The organism is Mycobacterium adipatum (genome assembly GCF_001644575.1).
GTDB lineage: Bacteria > Actinomycetota > Actinomycetes > Mycobacteriales > Mycobacteriaceae > Mycobacterium > Mycobacterium adipatum.
In genome coordinates, this window is record NZ_CP015596.1 from 2464601 (window position 1) to 2485623 (window position 21023).

Annotated in this window: 18 protein-coding genes and 1 tRNA gene; 9 read left to right on the forward strand and 10 right to left on the reverse strand. The window is 68.9% G+C overall.

The genetic code is table 11. The annotated features are described in order from the left end of the window. Positions 1–4: 4 nt before the first annotated feature. Together A7U43_RS11735 and A7U43_RS11740 are read right to left on the reverse strand one after the other, a co-directional pair. Positions 5–757, reverse strand: coding sequence for an enoyl-CoA hydratase (locus A7U43_RS11735; protein ID WP_067995058.1), 753 nt, complete (start codon positions 755–757; stop codon positions 5–7). Between the two features lie 249 nt (positions 758–1006). Continuing rightward, the gene (locus tag A7U43_RS11740) at positions 1007–2455 is read right to left on the reverse strand and encodes a hypothetical protein (RefSeq protein WP_156525895.1); all 1449 of its coding nucleotides are present in this window, start codon (positions 2453–2455) and stop codon (positions 1007–1009) included. A gap of 103 nt (positions 2456–2558) precedes the next feature. Between A7U43_RS11740 and A7U43_RS30065 the strand changes: the two genes are divergently transcribed. Genes A7U43_RS30065 through A7U43_RS11755 form a run of 3 tightly spaced genes read left to right on the forward strand, consistent with a single transcriptional unit; the run spans position 2559 to position 4285 of the window. Then, positions 2559–3179: a hypothetical protein gene (locus tag A7U43_RS30065; RefSeq protein ID WP_197500001.1), complete on the forward strand. Its 621-nt coding sequence runs from the start codon at positions 2559–2561 to the stop codon at positions 3177–3179. An 18-nt stretch (positions 3180–3197) separates the two neighbouring features. After that, positions 3198–3764 carry a hypothetical protein gene (locus tag A7U43_RS11750; RefSeq protein ID WP_067995066.1) on the forward strand — a complete coding sequence of 189 codons (567 nt, stop codon included), beginning with the start codon at positions 3198–3200 and terminating at the stop codon, positions 3762–3764. After that, a complete protein-coding gene (locus A7U43_RS11755) occupies positions 3761–4285 on the forward strand; it encodes a hypothetical protein (protein ID WP_067995068.1) in 525 nt (174 codons plus the stop codon). The genes A7U43_RS11750 and A7U43_RS11755 overlap by 4 nt, the downstream gene beginning before the upstream one ends. Here the strand turns inward: A7U43_RS11755 and A7U43_RS11760 are convergent. The 7 genes from A7U43_RS11760 to A7U43_RS11790 form a co-directional block, all read right to left on the reverse strand. Next, the gene (locus A7U43_RS11760; RefSeq protein WP_067995070.1) at positions 4262–4876 is read right to left on the reverse strand and encodes a class I SAM-dependent methyltransferase; all 615 of its coding nucleotides are present in this window, start codon (positions 4874–4876) and stop codon (positions 4262–4264) included. The genes A7U43_RS11755 and A7U43_RS11760 overlap by 24 nt on opposite strands. Continuing rightward, positions 4848–6527 (reverse strand): dipeptide ABC transporter ATP-binding protein, encoded by a 1680-nt coding sequence (locus tag A7U43_RS11765; RefSeq protein ID WP_082902104.1) that lies wholly within the window; start codon positions 6525–6527, stop codon positions 4848–4850. The genes A7U43_RS11760 and A7U43_RS11765 overlap by 29 nt, the downstream gene beginning before the upstream one ends. Next, on the reverse strand, positions 6524–7405 hold the full coding sequence (locus A7U43_RS11770) for an ABC transporter permease (RefSeq protein ID WP_067995071.1): 882 nt from the start codon (positions 7403–7405) through the stop codon (positions 6524–6526). The genes A7U43_RS11765 and A7U43_RS11770 overlap by 4 nt, the downstream gene beginning before the upstream one ends. Further along, positions 7402–8352, reverse strand: coding sequence for an ABC transporter permease (locus A7U43_RS11775; protein WP_067995075.1), 951 nt, complete (start codon positions 8350–8352; stop codon positions 7402–7404). Before A7U43_RS11775 ends, A7U43_RS11770 begins: the two co-directional genes overlap by 4 nt. After that, positions 8349–9872 (reverse strand): ABC transporter substrate-binding protein, encoded by a 1524-nt coding sequence (locus A7U43_RS11780; protein WP_068002502.1) that lies wholly within the window; start codon positions 9870–9872, stop codon positions 8349–8351. The genes A7U43_RS11775 and A7U43_RS11780 overlap by 4 nt, the downstream gene beginning before the upstream one ends. Positions 9873–9992: 120 nt before the next feature. Then, complete coding sequence (locus A7U43_RS11785) at positions 9993–10286, reverse strand: putative quinol monooxygenase (protein WP_068002504.1); 294 nt, start codon at positions 10284–10286, stop codon at positions 9993–9995. Positions 10287–10309: 23 nt separating this feature from the next. Continuing rightward, positions 10310–12562: a SpoIIE family protein phosphatase gene (locus A7U43_RS11790; RefSeq protein ID WP_067995078.1), complete on the reverse strand. Its 2253-nt coding sequence runs from the start codon at positions 12560–12562 to the stop codon at positions 10310–10312. A gap of 181 nt (positions 12563–12743) precedes the next feature. On the opposite strand from A7U43_RS11790, the gene A7U43_RS11795 reads away from it, so the two are divergent. From A7U43_RS11795 to A7U43_RS11805, 3 genes are read left to right on the forward strand one after another with little or no spacing between them, the layout of a single operon-like run. Further along, the gene (locus A7U43_RS11795) at positions 12744–13121 is read left to right on the forward strand and encodes an STAS domain-containing protein (protein ID WP_082902105.1); all 378 of its coding nucleotides are present in this window, start codon (positions 12744–12746) and stop codon (positions 13119–13121) included. Positions 13122–13154: 33 nt separating this feature from the next. After that, entirely contained in the window at positions 13155–13910 is a 756-nt protein-coding gene (locus A7U43_RS11800) for an alpha/beta fold hydrolase (protein WP_067995081.1), read from the forward strand. Between the two features lie 33 nt (positions 13911–13943). Next, complete coding sequence (locus A7U43_RS11805) at positions 13944–15368, forward strand: SDR family oxidoreductase (protein ID WP_067995083.1); 1425 nt, start codon at positions 13944–13946, stop codon at positions 15366–15368. Positions 15369–15464: 96 nt separating this feature from the next. Here the strand turns inward: A7U43_RS11805 and A7U43_RS11810 are convergent. Next, positions 15465–15538, reverse strand: a tRNA-Arg gene (locus tag A7U43_RS11810). Between the two features lie 158 nt (positions 15539–15696). On the opposite strand from A7U43_RS11810, the gene A7U43_RS11815 reads away from it, so the two are divergent. The 3 genes from A7U43_RS11815 to A7U43_RS11825 are packed head-to-tail and all read left to right on the forward strand — an operon-like array spanning position 15697 to position 21022. Then, positions 15697–17163: a wax ester/triacylglycerol synthase family O-acyltransferase gene (locus A7U43_RS11815; RefSeq protein WP_067995088.1), complete on the forward strand. Its 1467-nt coding sequence runs from the start codon at positions 15697–15699 to the stop codon at positions 17161–17163. Then, on the forward strand, positions 17160–18680 hold the full coding sequence (locus A7U43_RS11820; RefSeq protein ID WP_067995090.1) for an HAD-IB family hydrolase: 1521 nt from the start codon (positions 17160–17162) through the stop codon (positions 18678–18680). The genes A7U43_RS11815 and A7U43_RS11820 overlap by 4 nt, the downstream gene beginning before the upstream one ends. Beyond that, a complete protein-coding gene (locus tag A7U43_RS11825; RefSeq protein WP_067995093.1) occupies positions 18677–21022 on the forward strand; it encodes a glycerol-3-phosphate 1-O-acyltransferase in 2346 nt (781 codons plus the stop codon). The genes A7U43_RS11820 and A7U43_RS11825 overlap by 4 nt, the downstream gene beginning before the upstream one ends. Position 21023: the final 1 nt, after the last annotated feature.

Sequence of the window (21023 nt, forward strand, 5' to 3'; positions counted from 1 at the left end):
CTCGTCAGCTCTTCTTCGCTGCGGCCAGCCGGCGCTGGAACTCCGGTGACTCGATGGAGCGCGCCTGCGGGGCGATCTCCACGTCGACGGCGATCGCGTGTTGCTCGCTGTCGAGAAATCCCGGGTTGGCGGTCGCACGCATCGAGGCTTTGGTCGCGATGACCACGTCGCGCGGCGCAGCGGCGGGGCCTGCTGCGAGTTCTTGCGCGGCGGCCACCGGGTCGTCGGCGATGTCGAACGCCAGGCCGTATCGCAGAGCCTCTTGGGCGTCGAATCGCTTACCGAACAGCAATGCCGCCCGCGCCACCTGCGGCCCGACGCCGCGTTGCAGCATCCAGGTCGCCCCACCTCCGGGATGAATGCCCAACTTCTGGAATCGTGGATCGAAAAGTGCTGCGGGACCGGCAATTCGGACATCGGCCGCGAGCGCGAGATTGAGTCCGGCGCCGACCGCCGCGCCGTTGACGGCGGCAATGGTGGGCAGGATGCAGTCGGCGAGGGCCAAGAACCCGTCGTAGATGACGCGCAGTCCCTCCTCGGCGGCCTCACCCAGTGCGGTCAGGTCGGCGCCCGCGCAGAACGCCTTACCCGCGCCGGTGACCACGACGGCGTGCACGTCGGTGTCGGCCTCGGCGGCGTCGACCGCGGCGCGCAGGGCCGCCGAGATCTCGGCGGTCACCGCGTTGCGGCGGTCGGGGTCGTTGACGGTGATGGTGGCGACGCGGTCCGCGACGTCGACGAGAACGAGGTCTGACATGGCCTCAGGCTACGGATCGCCTGCGCGGCGCGTCGCCGGAGGTCGGCCTGGCATCCGGCGGGCGCGGGAAGCCCTGATCACCGCGGCTGTCCTGGCATTTTGCCCGGTTCTGTCACAGCCCCGGATCTCCTTTGCATCGGAACGGTAACCCTCCCAACTGTCGCACCGGGAAGTTGCATCTATGTCATTTACCTTTCTCTCTGACTGCGACGTCAATATGAAAGCGCTTGGGGTGACATGGTGAGTAAGTCAAATCGACTGGCCGTCAGCATGATTGCGGCGGCGGCGTTGTGCACGCCGCCTCTTTTGCTGAGCGCAACGGCTCAGGCGCAACCGGCGTGGCAGTCGAGCGCTGGCGGGGTGCCCTGCGTCGGCATGGTGCAGCAGCTCGCCGCGTCGCCCCCTGATGTGGGTCAGTCGTTGCAGGGCATCGCGGCACCGTTCACCGGTGCGGGCGCGGCCCCCGTTGTCATCCCGCCTGCCACTGCTGCCGGCGCCATTCCCGGCGCGGCTGGTGGCGGTGCGGCCGGCGGGGCAGGCGCTGGTGGTGCCGGCGCGGCTGGCGCTGGTGGCGCTGGTGGCGCCGGTGGCGCCGGTGCGGCCGGCGCTGGTGGTGGTGCCGGTGCGGCTGGCGCTGGTGGCGCCGGTGCGGCCGGCGCTGGTGGTGGTGCCGGTGCGGCTGGTGCTGGTGGTGGCGGTGCAGCTGGAGCCGGTGGTGGTGCAGCTGGAGCCGGTGGTGGTGCAGGTGGCACGGGTGGTGCCGGCGGTGCCGGGGCACCTCTGGCGGGTGGCGCGCCCGTCGCGGGTGGAGCACCCGTCGGCGCGCCGCTCGTGGATGCCGCGGGCGCTGCGGGCGGCGCCCCGGCCGGAGTCGTGGATACCGCCGGCGCGCCGCTCGCGGCTGCCGCAGGTGATGGTGCACCGCTCGCGGATGCGGCGGCCCATGTCGGCCAGGGCGGTGTCCCGGGTGCCGGCGGGGGCGAGGGTGCTGGCGGCGGTGGTGCGCCGGGTGGCGGCGTGGTTCATCCCGCGGGCGCGAATGTCGGGCCCGCCGGTCCGCCGGCCGGCCCGATCGTCGATGCGGCTGCGGTCGTCCCGCCGGCAGGTGATGCGGGCGTTCCCGCGGCGGCAGTCGTTGATGGCGCCGCGGCTGCTCCCGCGGCCGCCGCGCCGGTGATCGGTGGCGGTGAAGGCGCGGCTCCTGCCGCGGCGGCGATCGGTGGCGGTGATGCCGGTGCTGGCGCAGGCGGTGCGGGTGGTGCCGGTGGTGGTGGCGCTGCCGGCGGTGGTGCCGGTGGTGGCGCTGCCGGTGGTGGCGCGGCGGGCGGCGGTGCTGGTGGTGGTGGCGCGGCGGGCGGCGGTGCTGGTGGTGGAGGCGCTGCCGGTGGTGCCGGCGCAGGTGGAGCAGGTGGTGGCGCTGCCGGTGGAGCCGGTGGTGGCGCGATTCCCGCCGGAGCTGTCGTTGAAGGCGGCGGGGTCGGCGGTGCTCCCGTCGAGCTTGCCGTGGCTGCGCCTCCGGTTGAGGTGGCCTTGCCGCCGGTTGAGGTGGCCGCACCTCCGGTGGAGGTGGCTGCGCCTCCGGTCGAGGTCGCATTGCCGCCGGTTGAGGTGGCCGCGCCCCCGGTCGAGGTCGCGTTGCCGCCGGTCGAGGTGGCCGCACCTCCGGTGGAGGTGGCTGCGCCTCCGGTCGAGGTTCACGCGCCTCCGGTTCAGGTGGCGGGGCCTCCGGCAGAGATCTCGGTGCCCGATATCGACATCGAGGTGCCCGACATCAGCATTCCGGGGATCGATGTGCCCGGTGGTGCCGGCGTTCCCGGTGGAGTTGTCGGTGGCGCCCCCGGCGCCGCGGTCGGCGGTGCTCCCGCGGCCGTGGTCGCTGATGCCGGAGCAGCGGCCGCCGCTCCCGGTGGCGCCGTTGTCCAAGCTGCGGCACCGGCGGTGGCCGGAGGCGGTACTGCCGGCGGCGGTGCCGCGGGTGGTGCCGGAGCAGCAGGCGGAGGTGCCGCCGGTGGCGGCGCTGGTGCGGGTGGTGCCGGAGCGGGCGGCGCTGGTGCCGGTGCAGACGCGGCTGCTGTCGGTGGCGGTGCCCCGGCAGCCGGTGCTGCGGGTGGCGGAGCCCCAGCCGGCGCCGGTGCCGCAGGCGGTGCTCCGGCAGGTGCCGGTGGCGGTGCTCCGGCAGGTGCCGGTGGTGGTGCCCCGGTCGGTGGGGGTGCGCCCGTGGGTGGCGGCGCTCCCGTCGGTGGCGGTGCCCCGGTCGGTGGGGGTGCGCCCGTCGGTGGCGGTGCCCCGGTCGGTGGGGGTGCGCCCGTCGGTGGCGGTGCCCCGGTCGCGGGCGGCGCGCCCGCCGGAGCTCCTCTGGTGGACGCAGCCGGTGTGCCTGCGGGAACGCCGCTGGTGGATGCCTCGGTGGTGGGTCCGCTGATGGCGAATACCGGACTCAATGGAGGGATCCTCGACAACGCAGCCGGTGCGGCACCCGGCGGCCTGGCCGCTGCCGAAGGAGTCATCGCTCAAGGCCCCGGCGGCGGGGGACTTCCGCTCGCCGACGCCGCGGGCACCGGTGGTGGACTTCCGCTCGCGGATGCAGCCGGCGTCGGGGGCCCGGCAGCCGGCGCGCTCGAAGACGCGGCCGCCGTGGCGATCCCCGCGGGTGATGCGGGCGCCGGTGCCGGTGGTGCCGGTGCCGGTGGCGGCGGTGGCGCAGGTGGTGCCGGAGCGGGCGGCGGTGGCGCAGGTGGTGCCGGAGTCGGCGGCGGTGGCGCGGCCGGTGGCGGCGGTGCCGGTGGAGCTGGTGGCGGTGGCGCGGCCGGCGGAGCTGGTGCCGGCGGTGCTGGTGGTGCCGGTGGTGGTGCGGCTGGCGGTGGCGCAGGAGGCGCTGGAGCCGGCGGTGGTGCAGGAGGCGCCGGTGGCGGCGCGGCCGGCGCTGCCGGTGGTGGTGCGGCTGGTGGCGGTGGAGCTGGTGCCGGTGGTGCCGGAGCGGGCGGTGCTGGTGGTGCCGGTGGCGTGAATGCCGCGATCGTCGGACCGCTGATGGCGAGCACGGGCGGGCTGGGAGCTGTGCAGGCCGTCACCGCACCGGCGGTGGCAGCCGTTCAGGCGGCAGCCCCCGCAGCCGCGGTGGGAGGCAGCGGTGCGGGAGTGACCGGCGGTACCGCCTTCGCCGGCATTCCCGGAGTCGTGGCTCCCGCGGCTGGTGCCGCATCGGGGATTCCGGGGATGGTCATGGCACCGCTGGCCGGTGTCACCGGCATCCTGGCCGAGATGCTTCCGCAGCCCTCGCTCGGTATGCCGAGCGGGACAGGCCTGACCGGAATGCTGCCGACACCTCAGCTGAACATGCCGTCGGTGAGTGGACTCCCGGTGCCGGTGCCCACCCAGGTGTCCATGCCGACCGACCTGGTCTGCGAAGGCGTGGCCGGATGGTCGTTGTCGACGCCGGGAACCGGCAGTGTGATGCCGGACGCCACAGCAGCGGCAACGGTCCGGCAGGACGACTGGGACCAGTCACCCAAGCGTGCAGCGCAGTAGGTAGCGGTAGTACAGCGCGCGCCGGATCACGGCGCCGGGCAGCACGTCGCCGGCCACGCGTCGAATCTCGTCGAGAGATTCACGCGGGTCGGCGACGGCCACGCCGATCTCCGGGACCTCGGAATGCCGCCACGACCCCACGCGCACCGCAGGCAGGCATATCGCCGACCAGATCCAGTCGCCGACAGTCTTGTTCGCGCTGAGACCGACGACGGCGATGGTGCCGCCCGGATTCAGCATGTCGCGCGCCCGGACCAGGGCTTCGCGGGTGTCCATGTGATGCAGGCTCGCCACGAACGTGATCAGGTCGAATCGCTGCGATCCGGGATCGAAGGCCTCGAAGGCGGATTGACGGACCCGAACCCCGGGCAGAGCCCTGACCCGCTCGCCGGCCCGCCGCGCGGACAACGGGTCGGGATCGATCGCGGTGACGGTGTGTGCAACCGGTGCCAGCCGTTGTGCCAGCAACCCGTCGCCGCAACCGACGTCGAGCACGTCACCCCCACGACATGCCGCGATCGTGAGCAGCCACCGATGGTAGGCCGTGTTGTGGTTCCAGTAGTCACGGCGATTCGAGTTGGCAGCCCCCATGACCGTCCACTGTGCCAGTTCCGGACAACGAGGTGCGGCTAGCGTCGGTAGAATCTGCGAGGCGGTCCGGCGGCACCGCCGCCAGCAGCGCGCGGGTGTATTTCTGTTCTGGCGCGGCGAAAAGTTTAGCGGCGGAGCGGTATTCGACACATTCGCCGGCGCGCAGCACCAGCACGTCGTGGCTCACCCGTTGGATCACCGCCAGGTCGTGCCCGATGAACAGGTAGGTCAGTTCGAGATCGCGCTGCAGCTCCAGCAGCAGATCCAGCACTCTCGCCTGCACCGACACATCCAGGGAAGCGGTGGCCTCATCGAGGATCAACAGTTCCGGCGCCACGGCGAGCGCCCGCGCAATACTGACCCGCTGACGTTGTCCGCCGGACAGCTCGTGCGGGTAGCGGGTGGCGAACGCCGCGGACAGACCGACCGAATCGAGGAGTTCGGCGACCCGGGCGACCCGCTGTGCGCGGTCGCCCACCAACCGGTGCACGACGAGCGGCTCCGCGATCGACGCGCCCACCGGCATCCGCGGGTTCAGGGTGGCAAACGGATCCTGCATCACCAGGCTGATGCGTTGCCGGACGGTCTTACGCTGTGCGCCAGGTACATGCAGCACGTCGACGCCGTCCAACACGGCACTACCCGATTGGGGTGTGACCAGACCGGTCAGTGCCGAGGCGACCGTAGACTTGCCGGAGCCGGATTCGCCGACCAGACCCAGGGTGGTGCCCCGGCGGATCTGGAACGACAGATCCTTGACCGCGTGCACCACCGAGCGTCCCGCCGGCGTGCGCACCGGAAAGCGGACGTCGAGCCCGTCGACCTGCAACAGCACCGGAGCGTCGGCGGCCGGCGCGGGAGGTCCGTCACCGCCCAATACCGGACGCGCACTGAGCAGTTCGCGAGTGTAGGGTGCGCTCGGACGAACAAAGATGTCGTCGACATTGTCCTGCTCGATCACCTCGCCGTCCCGCAACACCGTCACCGAATCGGCAACCTCGCCGATGACCCCGAGGTCATGACTGATCCACATCACCGCGGTGCCGAAATCGCGCTGGAGGTCCCGGATCAGTTCGATGATCTGCGCCTGCGTGGTGACATCCAGCGCGGTGGTGGGTTCGTCGGCGACCAGCAGTTCGGGATCGCAGGCCAAGGCGATGGCGATCATCACCCGCTGGCGTTGTCCGCCGGAGAGCTGATGCGGATAGCTGCGCAGCCGGTGCGGCGGGTCGGGAAGACCGACGGCCTCCAGCAGCTCCAATGCCCGCGAGCGGGCCTGCCGACGCGTCTGATTCTTGTGTGTCTCCAGCGATTCGGTGATCTGGCGTTCGACTGTCAGCAACGGATTCAGCGACGTTCCGGGGTCTTGGAAAACGAATCCGATCCGTCCGCCGTGCACCCGGCGCAACGCGCGGGCCGATGCCCCCACGAGTTCCTGGTCGCCGGCGAGAACGCTGGAGCCACGCACCTGCGCGCCGGGGGCGTCGAGCAGGCCGGTCGCGGCGAGCACCGTCATCGACTTGCCGGAACCGGACTCACCGACGATGCCGAGGGTCTGCTCCGGTTCGACACGGACCGACACATCGCGCACGATCCGCCGCCCTCCGATGCGCACAGCCAGGTCGCGGACGGCCAGCACCGGCGGGCTCATCGTCGTCTCCGGGCTTCGATCATGGTGCGCTGCTTGGGATCCAGCACATCGCGCAGACTGTCACCCAGCAGATTGCAGGCCAGCACGATGACGAAGATGGCCAGCCCGGGGAACACCGCCATCCACCACGCCAGCGTGACGAAACCCTGAGAGTCGAAGATCATCCGCCCCAGCGAGGGTGCGGGCGGCTGCAATCCCAGACCGAGGAAGGACAGCGCAGCCTCGGACAAGATGGCGAACGCCAGCGATAGCGAGAGCTGAACGATGAGCGGGCCGGTGATGTTGGGCACGATGTGCCGGGCCAGGATGTACCCCGAGCCGGTGCCCATGGTGCGCGACATCGCGACATACGGCTCGACCCGTACCGAGAGGGTGCTCGCGCGGGCCACTCGGGCGAAGATCGGGATGTAGACGATGCCGATCGCCAGAATCGTGGTGGTGAGCCCCGGTCCGAGCACGGCGACGATGGACAGGGCGAGTAGCAACACCGGGAACGCGAACATGACGTCGACCATCCGCATCACCACGGTGTCCAGCCAGCCGCCGCGATAACCCGCCAGCACCCCCAGTGTCACACCGAGGACCGCCGCGAACGTCACACTGATGACGGCCACCTTCATCGACGCCTGCACGGCGATCAGAACCCGTGACAGCACATCGCGGCCCAGTTCATCGGCGCCCAGCCAGTGCGCTCCGCTCGGCGGGCGCAGAGCCTGCGGAACGTCCACGTCGTTGACACCGTACGGCGCGATCCACGTCGCGGTCAGCGCGATCACGAGCACGGCGAGCAGCGTCAGGGCACTCAGCACGGTCACCGGATTTCCTGCCAACAGTCGCCAGGCCCTGGTGCGCTCGTCGACGATCCCGTGTTCGGTCATGACAGCCGGATCCTCGGATCGACGACCGCGTACAGCAGATCCACCAGCAGATTGACCGCAAGGAACAGCACCGCCATCAGCAGGACCGCGCCCTGGATCACCGGATAGTCCCGCGCGGCCACCGAGTTGAACACCAGCCGGCCCAGACCGGGCCACGCGAACACCACTTCCACGACGATGACGCCGCTGAGGATGGTGGCCACCTGGATTCCGGTGATGGTGAGGATCGGGACGAGCGCGTTGCGCACGGTGTGGCGCATCGTCACCAATCGGGGTGGGAGCCCTTTGGAGCGTGCGGTGCGGACGTAGCCCATCGCGGACACCTCCAACACCGCCGATCGGACATAGCGGGTCATGATGGCCGCCGCGACCAGGCCCACGGTCAACCCGGGCAGCATGACGTGGCGCAGCCAGCCGCCCGGATCCTCCAGCAGCGGTCGATACCCCGAGGTGGGCAGCCAGCCCAGCACCGTGGAGAACAACGAGATGAGCAGGATGCCCAGCCAGAAGTCGGGCACCGAGACGCCGAATTGGCTGGTGATACGGACGATCGCGTCGCTGGCCCGGCCTTCGCGCAGCGCGGAGTAGACGCCGGCCGGCAGCGCGATCGCGAGCGCCAGCACAATGCCGACGAACGCCAGGGACACCGTCGCGGGCAGCCGGTCCAGGAGGAGTTCGGTGACCGGATCTCCGTTGCGAAAGCTGACTCCCAGATTTCCGGTTGCGGCGTGCCCGAGGTAGCCGAAGAACTGGCTGATCAGCGGTTCGTCGAGCCCGCTTGCTTCGCGTAGCGCTTCGTAAGCCGCTGGTGTGTAACGGGTTCCGAGTGCCAGCCGCACCGGGTCGCCGGGGACCAGGTGGACCAGTGCGAACACCACGATGAGCACGCCCACCAGCACCACCAGTGAGTACGCCAGCCGCCGGGCCAGGAACGCCAGTACCGTCACGGGTTTGCACCGCCGGAGTCCAGGGCGGCGTCGCGGAACCGGATCGCCTTGTCACGGCGGGCCTGGTAGCCGGACAGCCCGGGTGTCCAGGCCTGGATGACCGCGGGGTTGTACAGGTACAGGTAGCTCACCTCGTCGGCGATCAGGGTGGCGGCCTGTGCGTAGTCCGCTTTGCGCGCTGCGACATCGGTCTCGGTGCGGCCGGCGTCGAGCAGCCTGTCCACCCGTGGATCGGAGAATTTCTGGGCGTTGCTGGTGCCGTCGGTGTGGTGCTGAGCGTAGTAGAAGTCATCGGGGTCGATGTTGCCCAGCCATCCCATCATCAGCATGTCGAACCGTCCGCTGTTCTGTTCGTCGAGCCAGGTCGCGAAGTCGACGGTGCGGATGTTCACGGTGATGCCAAGGGGCGCAAGGTTGTCGGCGATCACCTGGGCGGCAGTGACGGTCTGCGGGTACTCGGTGGTGACCAGCAGGTCCATGGACGACGGTGTCACGCCGGCCTCCTGCAGCAGCGCGCGGGCCTTGTCCAGGTCCCGGCGGTAACGGTCATAGGGCACGAACCACGGGTTGCCCTCGGGGATCGCCAGTTGATTCGCTTGCGCGGTACCGTAACTGGTGGCCTGCAGGATCGACAGTCGGTCGATGGCGTAGGCCACCGCTCGGCGGACGCGCACGTCGTTCCACGGTGGGCGGGCCAGGTTGAGCGCCAGGTACCAGTAGTCGTTACTCGGCGTCTGCGCCAGGTGCAGCGAATCGTCGTTGCGCAACTGGTTCACCCGTTGGGGTGGCACCGCATCGGTCCAGTCCACCTCACCGGCCTGCAGAGCGGACAGAGCGGTGGATGGTTCGCTGATGAATCGGTAGGTCACGCCGGCGATGTTCGGGGCACCGTCCCAATATCGGGAGTTGGCGCGCAAGGTGATCGAGTCGCCGCGCTGGTGGGAGACGAAGGCGAACGGGCCGGTGCCGACCGGATGCGTGGCGATCCGACCTTCCTCGACATTGCGACGCTGCACGATCGCCATTCCCTTGAACCCGCCGAGGTTGGTCAGCAGATTCGGCGTCGGGCGTGCCAGCGAGATACGCACCGTGTGGTCGTCGACGGCGCTGATGTCGGCCAGCGCGCTGAGTTTGTCGACGTTGGTGAGTTCTTCGTCGATGATGCGGCGGTAGGAGTAGACGACGTCGTCGGCGGTGAACGGACTGCCGTCGTGAAAGGTCACGTCCGGCCGCAGCCGGAACGTCCAGACCAGCTGGTCCGGTGAGATCTCCCAGGACTGCGCGAGCGCCGGACGCATGATCAGATCGGCGTCGGGTTCGACCAGCGTGTCGAACACGTTCTCCAGGACTTCGAACGAGAAATACGCGCTGGTCTTCTGCGGGTCCAACTGGTCGGGTTCTCCGGCGATCGCGGCAACCAGGTTGCCCGCGTCCTGGCCGAGGTCGACCCGCTGACCGGTGGAGCATCCCGCGGACGCGACCACGACGACGGCGGCGATGATGGCCGCGACCAGTCGCATATCCGTCACTTTCCGTGCGCGCCGGCCCCGAGTGGGCGTCGGCCTACAGCTGAAAATGCGGCTACCCGCGTCGCACACTCTTTACACCTGTGGCCGCACTCGGCGGACCGGCGGACGAATTCAGACGTCGCTGGTGGTGTACCGCGTCTTCACCGGCGGGGCGGTCAGGAGCGCGGGCACCGCGGTGAGCTTGCCCTCGCCGGCCCGGAACGCGCGGTAGGCCTCGTCGTGTTCGACGGACTCCCACAGTTCGTAGATCAGCCAGTGCCCCTCATCGGTCTCGTCGACGAGCACATCGGTTCCGAGATTGCCGGGGAAGGCCCGGGTGTCGACCAGGGCGCGGCGGAAGATGTCGCGCGCTTCGGCGACGCTATCGGGCTTGATCTTGAGTTCGAGGACAACGGTGACCGGCATGTCCGACAACATACCGCCGGGGATCAGAGGCGTTGCAGCGTGATGATGGTGACGTCGTCATCGGTCTCCGAGGATGCCAGCGCCTTCGAGATCGTCGACGCGCTGCGGTCGCCGGCCCGGCCGATCGCGTCGGCGAGTCGGTCCAACCCCGCGTCGATGGTGGAGTCCCGTCGTTCCACCAGTCCGTCGGAGTACATGACGAGCCCTTGTCCGCGGTCCACGGTGAACGCGCTCGGTGCGTAGCTCACACCACGCACCCCGATGGGAGGTGACAGTTGCACCGGTGCCTGCTCGATCACCGGCCCGGTGCGATAGGGCGGCAGGTGTCCCGCCGAGGCTGCCTCGACCTGCCCGGATTCCAGATCGACCCGCACGAGGATCACGGTGGCGAAGGTGCGCGGCATCAGGTGCAAGCTGAACGCGTTCAGTTGTGCCAGTGCCTCAGCCGGCGTGGCCCCGGCAAACAACTGCGAGCGCAACGCGTTACGAAGTTGGGCCATCGCCCCGGCGGCACTGAGCCCGTGTCCGGCGACATCGCCCAGCAGTGCGATGAGGCGACCGTCGGGCAGCTGGAACGCGTCATACCAGTCGCCGCCCACCCGGCCCCCGGCGGCCGGCCGGTAGTCGGCGGACAGCTCCCAGCCCTCGATGGTCGGAATCGACGCGGGCAGCAGGCTGCGCTGCAGCATCTCGGCGACGCGGAACGCTCCTCGGGTGCGCCGGTACAACTCCTCGACGAGGTGGCCGCGCAGCGCCTCGGCGGTCTCGAGTTGGATGGATGTCCAGGGTTCACAACACTTCTCGACGACCTCGCGCCAGCGCTCGAAGGATCGGCGGGGGCTGAGCCGCACTCCGTCTCCCTCGCGCACGGCGATGGCCTTGTTGTGCGGGTCCCCGCCCCAGTCCACTGCGCGCAACGCTTCCTCGCGAAACCAGATCACGTATTGTTCGTCGGGCAGATTCAGCGCCAGTGCGCCCGCGGCGTCGTGCAGATCCAGTTCGGGGAATTCGTCGGACAGCCGTTCGGTAGAGGTCATCTCCGCGCCGGAGTCCCGCGCCCAGGAAGCGACCGCGGCCACCACATCGGCCGGCGGGACCTCGCCCAGCACATGGTATTCACCGCCGAGGCTGACCGCGACCCCGGCGGCGGGTAGCAGGTCCAGCAGGCTGGGGTAGCCCAGCAACGCCGACGCGACCGAATCGCTCTCGTTGAGTGTCGCGGCGGTCAGGTGGGCGAGCATCGACTGCGACGCCAGGCGCTCGCGCAGCTGATCTTCGTCAAATCGGTCGACCAGTCGCAAAGACAGTGTGGAACCGAGGAATTCGGCTGCGGCCCGGACGCCGTAAGGGGGTAGATGCGGTCCGGCGTAGTGGTGGCAGGCGATCAGACCCCAGAGCCGGCCATGGCGCAGCAGTGAGATGGACATCGACGCGCGCACACCCATGTTCTGCAGGTACTCGATGTGGACCGGCGAGACGCTGCGCAGGGTGGCGTGCGTCAGGTCCAACGGCGTGCCGACGTCCGGGTCCACGGCGGGCACCAGTGGGGCCGGAACATAGTCGACATCGGAGATCAGACGCAGCCAGTTCTTCTCGTACATGGCCCGGGCCTGCGCGGGGATGTCACTGGCCGGATAGTGCAGGCCGAGAAAGGAATTGAGGTCCTCACGTTTGCATTCTGCGACGACTTCCCCGTTGTAGTCGCGGTCGTAGCGATACACCATCACCCGGTCGAATCCGGTCAGATCGCGCACCGCCCGGGCCGCCGTGTCGTACAGCTCGCCGATCGAGGTGGCCCGGTTGAGTTCCTCGACGGAGTTGCGCACCGCCTGAAAGGTGTTCGGGAAGGAGAACGGCCGCTGCCCGTACGCGATTTCGAGCTCGACCAGCAGCACACCGCCCGGTTCTCGATGCAGCAGCGCGTCGAAGGGCCGCGCACGTCCGGCGACGGTGAGTTCCAGCTCCAGCGGATTGCGTTGCCGCAGATCGCCGAAAGTCTGTGCCGACTGTTGAACGCGGTCGGCCTGCGCGGCGCCGATGAGTGCCGACAGGTGCCTGCCGAGGACCTCATCGACGGACACCCCGAGCAGATCGCCGACGTTCGCGCTGATCTGCCGGATCTCGAAATCACGTTCCCGAACCACCGCCAGCACCCCGCGCGGCTGGACGCTGCCCGGAATGTGGATCGGCTCACGGGCGCAGTTGTCGAGGTCGATGGGCGTGCCCGCGGGCAGCAGATCGCCGTCGGCGTCGCCGTCGGTGGTGTGACGCGAAATAGCTCGACCCCCAGGTTGAAGTGCGGTCTTCCCGCCTCGAGAGTGCCAGGTCAGTGCGCGTCCGGTTACATCGACTCCGGGCTTGCCGTAAGCTCGGGCACAGTCAGCGTTCTAACTTGCCCGGTTGAGCAACAGCCCGTGAGAGATTGCGCCCGAATCAACGCATCCGCGAGGTATTGAGATGCCCAACCCATTCGTTTCTGGTCCGTCATCGCTGGTGTGCACCGAAACATGGCGTGCCACCACCGTGGTGATCAGCTGCTCCGGCGTGGTCGACATGCTCACCGCGCCCCACATGGGCCAGCTCATCGCCAGCGCGCTGGACAAACGGCCGGCCGCCGTCGTGATCGACCTGACCGACACCACCATGTTCGCCTCGTGCGGGATGTCCCTGCTGGTGGAGACGCAGGAGAAGCTGCCCGACGAGGCCGCCCTGATCGTCGTCGCCGACGGACCGGTCACCCGACGCCCCCTTGAGCTGGTGGGGCTCTCGGCGTTCCTGACCATCTGCTCGACGGTGGATGAGGCGCTGCAGGAGGCGCAACCCGCCGAGGGCTGAGACACCCGTGGGCGCTTCGTGCACCATGGGCCCATGACCGTCGTATTCGTTCATGGGAACCCGGAAACCAGTGCCATCTGGGGGCCGCTGATACGCGCCCTGGACCGCGACGACATCGTCACGCTGTCGCCACCCGGGTTCGGCGCGCCATTGCCCGACGGATTCGACCCGAGCTACCTGGGCTACCGGGACTGGCTCGAAGACCAATTGGAACGCATCGATGCGCCGATCGACCTGGTCGGCCACGACTGGGGCGGCGGTCACGTGGTCAACGCCGTTATGCACCGCCCCGAACTGGTCCGCAGCTGGGTCAGCGATATCGTCGGTGTCTTCGACCCGGACTATGTCTGGCATGACCTCGCCCAGATCTGGCAGACGCCCGACGCCGGCGAGCAGCATGTCGCGGCCATGATGGCCGGTCCCGTCGCCGAGCGCATCGCGAATGCTGTCGCGATGGGCATCGGACCCGATATCGCGCCGGCGTTGGTGGCGGCCCAGAACGAGGACATGGGCGCTGCGATCCTGCGGCTGTACCGCTCGGCCGCCCAGCCGGTGCTCGCCGAGGCGGGCGCCGCGTTGGAGAACGCCGCGGCGCGTCCCGGTCTGGCGATCCTGGCCACCGAGGACCATTTCGTCGGCTCGGAGCAGATCAGGCGGCGGGCCGCCGACCGGGCCGGGGCCCGCACCGAGGTGCTCCAGGGCCTCGGACACTGGTGGATGATCGAGGACCCGGCGCGCGGCGCGGACGTGCTGAGGCGGTTCTGGGCCACACTCGACGCTGCGGAATAGGTAGTCGAGGCCGGGTCGCCGTACCCTGGCGCGGTGACCGCGATCGATCCGGAGAAGCTGCGCACCTGCCTGCAGGTGCTGTCCGAGGTCGAATCGTTGCACCCCGAGCACCCCGATGCGGTTGCTGTGCGACGTGCCACGGCCGGCATCTGGAAGTCGGTGCGCAAGGCGCGCCGGCACGCCAAACGCGACGAGGTGGCCGCCGCCGACAAGGCCGTCATCGCCGCGACCGCCACCGGTGCACCCGGGCGTATCGACGACGAGACCGCCGGGCTGCCGCTGGTGTCGGCGACCACCGGCGCTTCCGCGGGGACGCTGCTGCGCTCGCGGGCCTGCTACATCTGCAAGCAGCACCACACCGTGGTCGACGCGTTCTACCACCAGCTGTGCCCGGAGTGCGCCGCGTTCAGCCACGCCAAGCGCGAAGCCCGCACCGACCTGACCGGCCGCACCGCCCTGCTGACCGGCGGTCGCGCCAAGATCGGCATGTACATCGCGTTGCGGCTGCTGCGTGACGGTGCGCACACCACCATCACCACCCGCTTCCCGAACGACGCGGTGCGCCGATTCGCGGCCATGGAGGACAGCGCCGACTGGCTGCACCGGCTGCGCATCATCGGTATCGACTTGCGTGATCCCGCGCAGGTGGTGGCGCTCGCCGACACCGTGGCCGCCCGCGGCCCGCTGGACATCCTGATCAACAACGCCGCGCAGACGGTGCGTCGGGCACCCGGCTCGTACTCGGCGCTGGTCGAGGCCGAGCGCACCCCGCCGGCGGAGCTGTCCCGGGTGGACGTGGTCACCTTCGACCGGGTCAGCGACGCCCATCCCGCGGCGCTGGCCGGCAGCCTGGCCGAGCACCAGACCCCGCACGGGATCATGGAACTGGCCCTTACCGCCCGCAGCGCCTCGCCCGAACGGATCGCCGCCGGGACCGCCATCGATGCCGGCGGACTGCTGCCCGACACCGCGCCGGTCAACAGCTGGACCCAACGGGTGCACGAGGTGGATGCGATGGAGCTGCTGGAGGTGCAGCTGTGCAACCAGACCGCGCCGTTCATCCTGGTGAGCCGGCTGCGCCCGGCGATGGCCGCCTCCCCGGCGCGCCGCAAGTACGTGGTGAACGTATCGGCGATGGAGGGCCAGTTCGGCCGCCGCTACAAGGGCCCGGGTCACCCGCACACCAATATGGCCAAGGCGGCGCTGAACATGCTCACCCGCACCAGCTCCGCGGAGATGCTGGAGCAGGACGGCATCCTGATGACCGCGGTGGACACCGGCTGGATCACCGACGAGCGTCCGCACCCGACCAAGCTGCGGCTGGCCGAGGAGGGCTTTCATGCGCCGCTGGACCTGGTCGACGGCGCCGCCCGCGTCTACGACCCGATCGTGCGCGGTGAGGCCGGCGAGGATCTGCACGGCTGCTTCCTGAAGGATTACCGGCCCAGCGACTGGTAGCTGGACCCCATTTCCGCGCGAAATTGCAGATATCGCGTGAAAGTGCGAGTGGCTCGCGCAGAAACAGCAATCTCGCACCGAAGAACACCAGAACAGCGCCCCCGGCAGGAATCGAACCTGCGACCTAGAGATTAGAAGGCTCTTGCTCTATCCAACTGAGCTACGGAGGCAACGCGGCTGAGTGTATCGTGCGCAACCCCCGTCCCCGCCACGAGTGACACCCGCCGAACACCGCGCAAAAGCTGTCCCCTAGTAACCGGCCGCCGACTAGCGTGGACGCTGCGTCGCGGCCGCCAGGGGAGCGCCACGCAGGAGGAGAGTTCGCGCGATGAGCAAGGTGCCGTTGGATGCGGCGGGGCTGCCCCAGAAACTGAACGGCGTCGACACGCTGCTGCACCGGGGGGAGGCCAATCCCCGTACCCGCTCCGGCATCATGGGCGTCGAATTACTTGACACCACCCCCGATTGGGAACGCTTCCGCGCGGTGTTCGACCAGGCGTCGCGCAAGGTGCTGCGGCTGCGTCAAAAGGTGGTCATGCCGACGCTGCCGACGGCGTCGCCGCGCTGGGTGGTCGACCCCGACTTCAACCTCGATTTCCACGTGCGACGGGTCCGGGTCCCCGAACCGGGCACCCTGCGCGAGGTGCTCGACCTGGCCGAAATCGCGTTGCAGTCACCGATGGACATCACCCGCCCGCTGTGGAGTGCCACGCTCGTCGAGGGTCTCGCCGACGGACGCGCCGCCACGATCCTGCATCTCAGCCACGCCGTCGCCGACGGGGTCGGCACCGTGGAGATGTTCGCCCACATCTACAACCTGGAGCGCGACGTCGAGATCGGCGAGCTTGCGCCGCTGCCCATTCCGCAGGATCTGTCGGCCAACGACCTGATGAAGCTCGGGATCAACCGGCTGCCCATGAAGATCACCAACAGCGTGCTGGGTCTGCTCGGCGGTGCGGCGCACGCGGTCACCAATGTGGTGCGTGATCCGGCGGCGGCGGTCAGCGGCGTGGTGGACTACGCGTTGTCGACCACTCGGGTGTCCCGGCCGGTGGCCGACCATTCGCCGCTGCTGCGCCGGCGCAGCCTGTCCTCGCGCAGTGAGGCCATCGACATCGTGTTCGCCGATCTGCACAAGGCGGCCAAGGCGGCCGGCGGTTCCATCAACGACGCCTACCTGGCCGGGTTGTGCGGAGCGCTGCGGCACTACCACGATGCCCTCGGCGTCCCGATCGACACCCTGCCGATGGCGGTGCCGGTGAACCTGCGTTCCGATGACGACCCGGCCGGCGGAAACCGGTTCGCCGGCATCAATCTGGCCGCGCCCATCGGCATCGCCGATCCGGAACGCCGCATCAAGGCGATCCGCTCGCAGATGACCAGCAAGCGCGAGGAACGCGCCATCGACATGGTCGGCACGATCGCGCCGATCGCCAGCTTCCTGCCCGACGCCGTCCTCGAATCGGCGGCCAGTTCGGTGGTCAACTCCGATGTGCAGGCCAGCAATGTGCCGGTCTACCCGGGGGACACCTTCATCGCCGGGGCAAAGGTGCTGCGGCACTACGGACTCGGTCCGCTGCCGGGAGTGGCGATGATGACGGTGCTGGTGTCGCGCGGCGGTTACGTCACCGTCACCACCCGCTATGACCGCGCGGCATTCGTCGATGACGCCCTGTGGGCGCGCTGCCTGCTGCGGGGCTTCGACGAGATCCTGGCACTCGGCGGGGACGGCCGAACCGTGCCGGCCTCCTTCGCCGTGGAAACCTCTTCACCGAACGGGAGTGCTGCGCAATGAGTTCGGCGGACGGGCAACCGGGCGGATCGAAGATCATGCGGCTACCGGGCACGGTGGCCGAGATCGAGGCGAGCCCCGAGGGGCCGCAGGTGGGTGCCTTTTTCGATCTGGACGGCACCCTGGTCGCCGGATTCACCGGCGTGCTGATGACCCGGGATCAGTTGCGGCGCGGCCAGATGAGCGTCGGCGAGTTCATCGGGATGGTGCAGGCCGGTATCAACCACCAGCTGGGCCGATCGGAGTTCGAGGATCTCATCGGCAAGGGTGCACGCATGCTGCACGGAAACTCGATGAGCGATCTCGACGAGCTCGGCGAGCGGCTCTTCATCCAGCACGTCCGTGACCGGATCTACCCCGAGATGCGGGCCATGGTGCGTGCGCACATGGCCCGCGGCCACACCGTCGTGCTGAGCTCATCGGCGCTGACGGTGCAGGTGGAACCCGTTGCCCGGTTCCTGGGCATCGACAATGTGCTGAGCAACAAGTTCAAGGTCGACGAGGAGGGCCTGATCACCGGTGAGGTCGAGGAACCGGTCATCTGGGGCCCCGGCAAAGCCCATGCGGTGCAAAAGTTCTCGGCGGCCAACGGTGTGGATTTGAGCAAGAGTTACTTCTACGCCGACGGTGACGAGGACGTCGCGTTGATGTATCTGGTCGGCAACCCGCGGCCCACCAACCCGGCCGGGAAGCTGGCATCGGTCGCCCAGAAACGCGGCTGGCCGATCCTGAAGTTCAGCAGCCGCGCCGGCAGCAGCCCGGTGTCTCAGCTGCGCACCCTGGCCAGCCTGGCGACCATCCCCACGGTGGCCGCAGGCGCGGTCGGGCTGGGTCTGCTCACCCGCAACAAACGCGTCGGGGTGAACTTCTTCACCTCCACCTGGAGCAGGCTGCTGATGCTGACCACCGGTATCGAGCTCAATGTGCTCGGTGAGGAGAACCTGACCGCGCAGCGCCCGGCGGTGTTCATCTTCAACCACCGCAACCAGGCCGATCCGATGATCGCCGGCCGGCTGGTCAACGTGGACTTCACCGGGGTGGGCAAGAAGGAGCTGGAGCGCAATCCGCTGATGGGCCCGCTCGGCAAGGTGATGGACGCCGCTTTCATCGACCGCGACGACACCCAATCGGCCGTCGAAGGGCTGCGCAAGGTCGAAGAGCTTGCCCGCAAGGGTCTTTCGATTCTGATCGCGCCCGAGGGGACCAGGCTGGACACCACGGAGGTCGGACCGTTCAAGAAGGGCCCGTTCCGCATCGCGATGGCCGCCGGCATCCCGATCGTGCCGATCGTGATCCGCAATGCCGAGGTCATCGCCGCCCGCGATTCGAGCACCTTCAACGCCGGCACGGTGGATGTGGCGGTGTTCCCGCCGATCCCGACCGACGACTGGACACACGATGAGCTGCCCGACCGGATTGCCGAGGTGCGCCAGCTGTACCTGGACACGCTGCTGGACTGGCCGCGCGACACCTTGCCCGATGCCGCTGTGTATCAACGCATCCGGGGAGAACGCGCGTGAAGCAGGTTAGCGAGGACTTCACCAGCTTCAGTCCGACCGGTGACACCCTGGTGCTGGCCGCCGTCGCGTCACCGGCCGAACAAGAGCTACTCGACGATTGGTTGCGCCAGCAGCGACGGGACCGGCCGGAGGCCCGCGTCGAGGTCCTGCTGCTGCCGGCGCATGCGGAGGATCCGCCGGCCACCGTGATGGCGCGGCTGGTCGAACTGCTCTCCGCGGATCCGGACCGCTCGGTGGTGCCGGTGCGGATCTTCTGGGTGCCCGGTGGTCTGCCCACCCGGTCCAAGGTGGTGTCCCTGATTTCCGGACGTGACACCTACCGGCCGCCGGAACTGCTGCAACGCCGCATCCTGCGCAGGGATCCCGCGCGCGCCCGGGTGGTCGCCGGTGAGCCGGCGAAGGTGTCCGAGCTGCGCCAGCAGTGGAACGACACCACCGTGGCGGAGAATCCACGCGAATTCGCACGGTTTGTCATCCGGCGCGCCATCCTGGCGATCGAGCGGGTGGAGCTGCGGCTGCTCGGTCCGGAGTACAAATCGCCGCGTCTGGTCAAGCCGGAGATGCTCGCCTCGGCGCGATTCCGCGAGGGGCTGGAGAAGATTCCCGGCGCCACGGTGGAAAAGGCCGGCGAAATGCTCGACGAGCTCTCCACCGGGTGGAGCCGCTTCTCCGTGGACCTCATCCCGAGTCTGGGCCGGGCCATCTTCAGCCGCGGTTTCGATCCCAACATCGACTATGACCGCGACGAGATCGAAGCCATGCGGCACGCACTGGAGATCCACCCGGCGGTACTGCTGTTCTCGCACCGTTCCTACCTCGACGGCGTGATCGTCCCGGTGGCCATGCAGGAGAACAGACTTCCTCCGGTGCACACCTTTGCCGGCATCAACCTGTCGTTCGGCTTCATGGGCCCGATCTTCCGGCATTCCGGGGTGATCTTCCTGCGCCGCAAGCTCGACGACCCGCTGTACAAGTATGTGCTGCGCCAGTTTGTCGGCTACATCGTGGAGAAGCGGTTCAACCTGAACTGGTCGATCGAGGGCACCCGGTCCCGCACCGGAAAGATGTTGCCGCCCAAGCTCGGTCTGTTGTCCTATGTCGCCGACGCCTACCTCGACGGGCGCAGCGAGGACATCTTGTTGCAGCCCGTGTCGATCAGTTTCGACCAGTTGCACGAGACCGCCGAATACGCCGAGTACGCCAGGGGAGGGGAGAAGACCCCGGAGAGCGTGAGCTGGCTCTACAACTTCATCAAGGCGCAGGGCGAACGTAACTACGGCAAGATCTACGTGCGGTTCCCCGAAGCGGTGTCCATGCGCCAATATCTGGGCGAACCCAACGGTCCCATCGCCAAGGACGAGGATGCCAAACGCCTGGCCATGCAAAAGATGGCCTTCGAGGTCGCCTGGCGCATCGTGCGGGTCACCCCGGTGAATGCGACGGGGCTGGTGTCGGCGTTGTTGCTCACCGCCCGTGGGCTGGCGCTCACCGTCGGGCAGCTGCACCACACCTTCCAAGACGCGCTCGATTATCTTGAGCGCAAAGAGATCCCGATGACCAACAGTGCGCTGCGGTTGCGCACCCCGGAGGGGGTGCGGGCGGCTGTGGACGCCTTGTCCGGCGGCCATCCGGTGACGCGGGTGGACGGCGGCCGCGAACCGGTCTGGCGGATAGCCAGAGACGACGAACTGCAGGCCGCCTTCTACCGGAACTCGGTCATCTACGCGTTCCTGGAGACCTCGCTCATCGAACTTGCGCTGGCGCATGCCGCACGGGCGGAGTCCGATTGGCTTGCGGTGTTCTGGACCCAGGTGATCCGGCTGCGCGACCTGCTGAAGTTCGAGTTCTATTTCGCCGACTCGGCGACGTTCCGGGACAACATCGCCCGGGAGATGTCCTGGGTGCCGGACTGGGAGGAGAAGATCGCCTCCGGTCCGGACGGCATCGACGCGGTGCTGCAGACCAAGCGGCCACTGCTCGGGTCGGCGATGCTGCGGCCGTTCTTCGAGGCCTACCGGATCGTGGCCGATGTGCTGCGGGACGCCGCGGCGGAAATCCCGGAGGCGGAGTTGACCACGCTGGCGCTCGGTGTGGGCCGCCAGTACGTGGCCCAGGCCAAGGTGCGCAGTGCCGAGTCGGTGTCGGCGCTGCTGTTCACCACCGCACGGCAGGTGGCCGCCGATCAGGGTCTGCTGCGCCGGGCCGCGGATCTGTCCGAGCGGCGCGCGGCATTCCTGTCCGAGATGCGCGGCATCCTTGCCGACATGGACACCGTCGAAGTTGCCTCCCGGGAGCAGTTCATTGCCCGTGAGCGGGCCTCACGCCAGTCCGCGGGTCGCTGAG

Coding starts and splice junctions, on each gene's coding strand:
- A7U43_RS11760 (WP_067995070.1), bottom strand. CDS start 4,876: ATGGGGGCTGCCAACTCGAATCGCCGTGACTACTGGAACCACAACACG.
- A7U43_RS11750 (WP_067995066.1), top strand. CDS start 3,198: ATGGAGGGATCCTCGACAACGCAGCCGGTGCGGCACCCGGCGGCCTGG.
- A7U43_RS11770 (WP_067995071.1), bottom strand. CDS start 7,405: ATGACCGAACACGGGATCGTCGACGAGCGCACCAGGGCCTGGCGACTG.
- A7U43_RS11800 (WP_067995081.1), top strand. CDS start 13,155: ATGACCGTCGTATTCGTTCATGGGAACCCGGAAACCAGTGCCATCTGG.
- A7U43_RS11820 (WP_067995090.1), top strand. CDS start 17,160: ATGAGTTCGGCGGACGGGCAACCGGGCGGATCGAAGATCATGCGGCTA.
- A7U43_RS11765 (WP_082902104.1), bottom strand. CDS start 6,527: ATGAGCCCGCCGGTGCTGGCCGTCCGCGACCTGGCTGTGCGCATCGGA.
- A7U43_RS11815 (WP_067995088.1), top strand. CDS start 15,697: ATGAGCAAGGTGCCGTTGGATGCGGCGGGGCTGCCCCAGAAACTGAAC.
- A7U43_RS11795 (WP_082902105.1), top strand. CDS start 12,744: ATGCCCAACCCATTCGTTTCTGGTCCGTCATCGCTGGTGTGCACCGAA.
- A7U43_RS11735 (WP_067995058.1), bottom strand. CDS start 757: ATGTCAGACCTCGTTCTCGTCGACGTCGCGGACCGCGTCGCCACCATC.
- A7U43_RS11785 (WP_068002504.1), bottom strand. CDS start 10,286: ATGCCGGTCACCGTTGTCCTCGAACTCAAGATCAAGCCCGATAGCGTC.
- A7U43_RS11780 (WP_068002502.1), bottom strand. CDS start 9,872: ATGCGACTGGTCGCGGCCATCATCGCCGCCGTCGTCGTGGTCGCGTCC.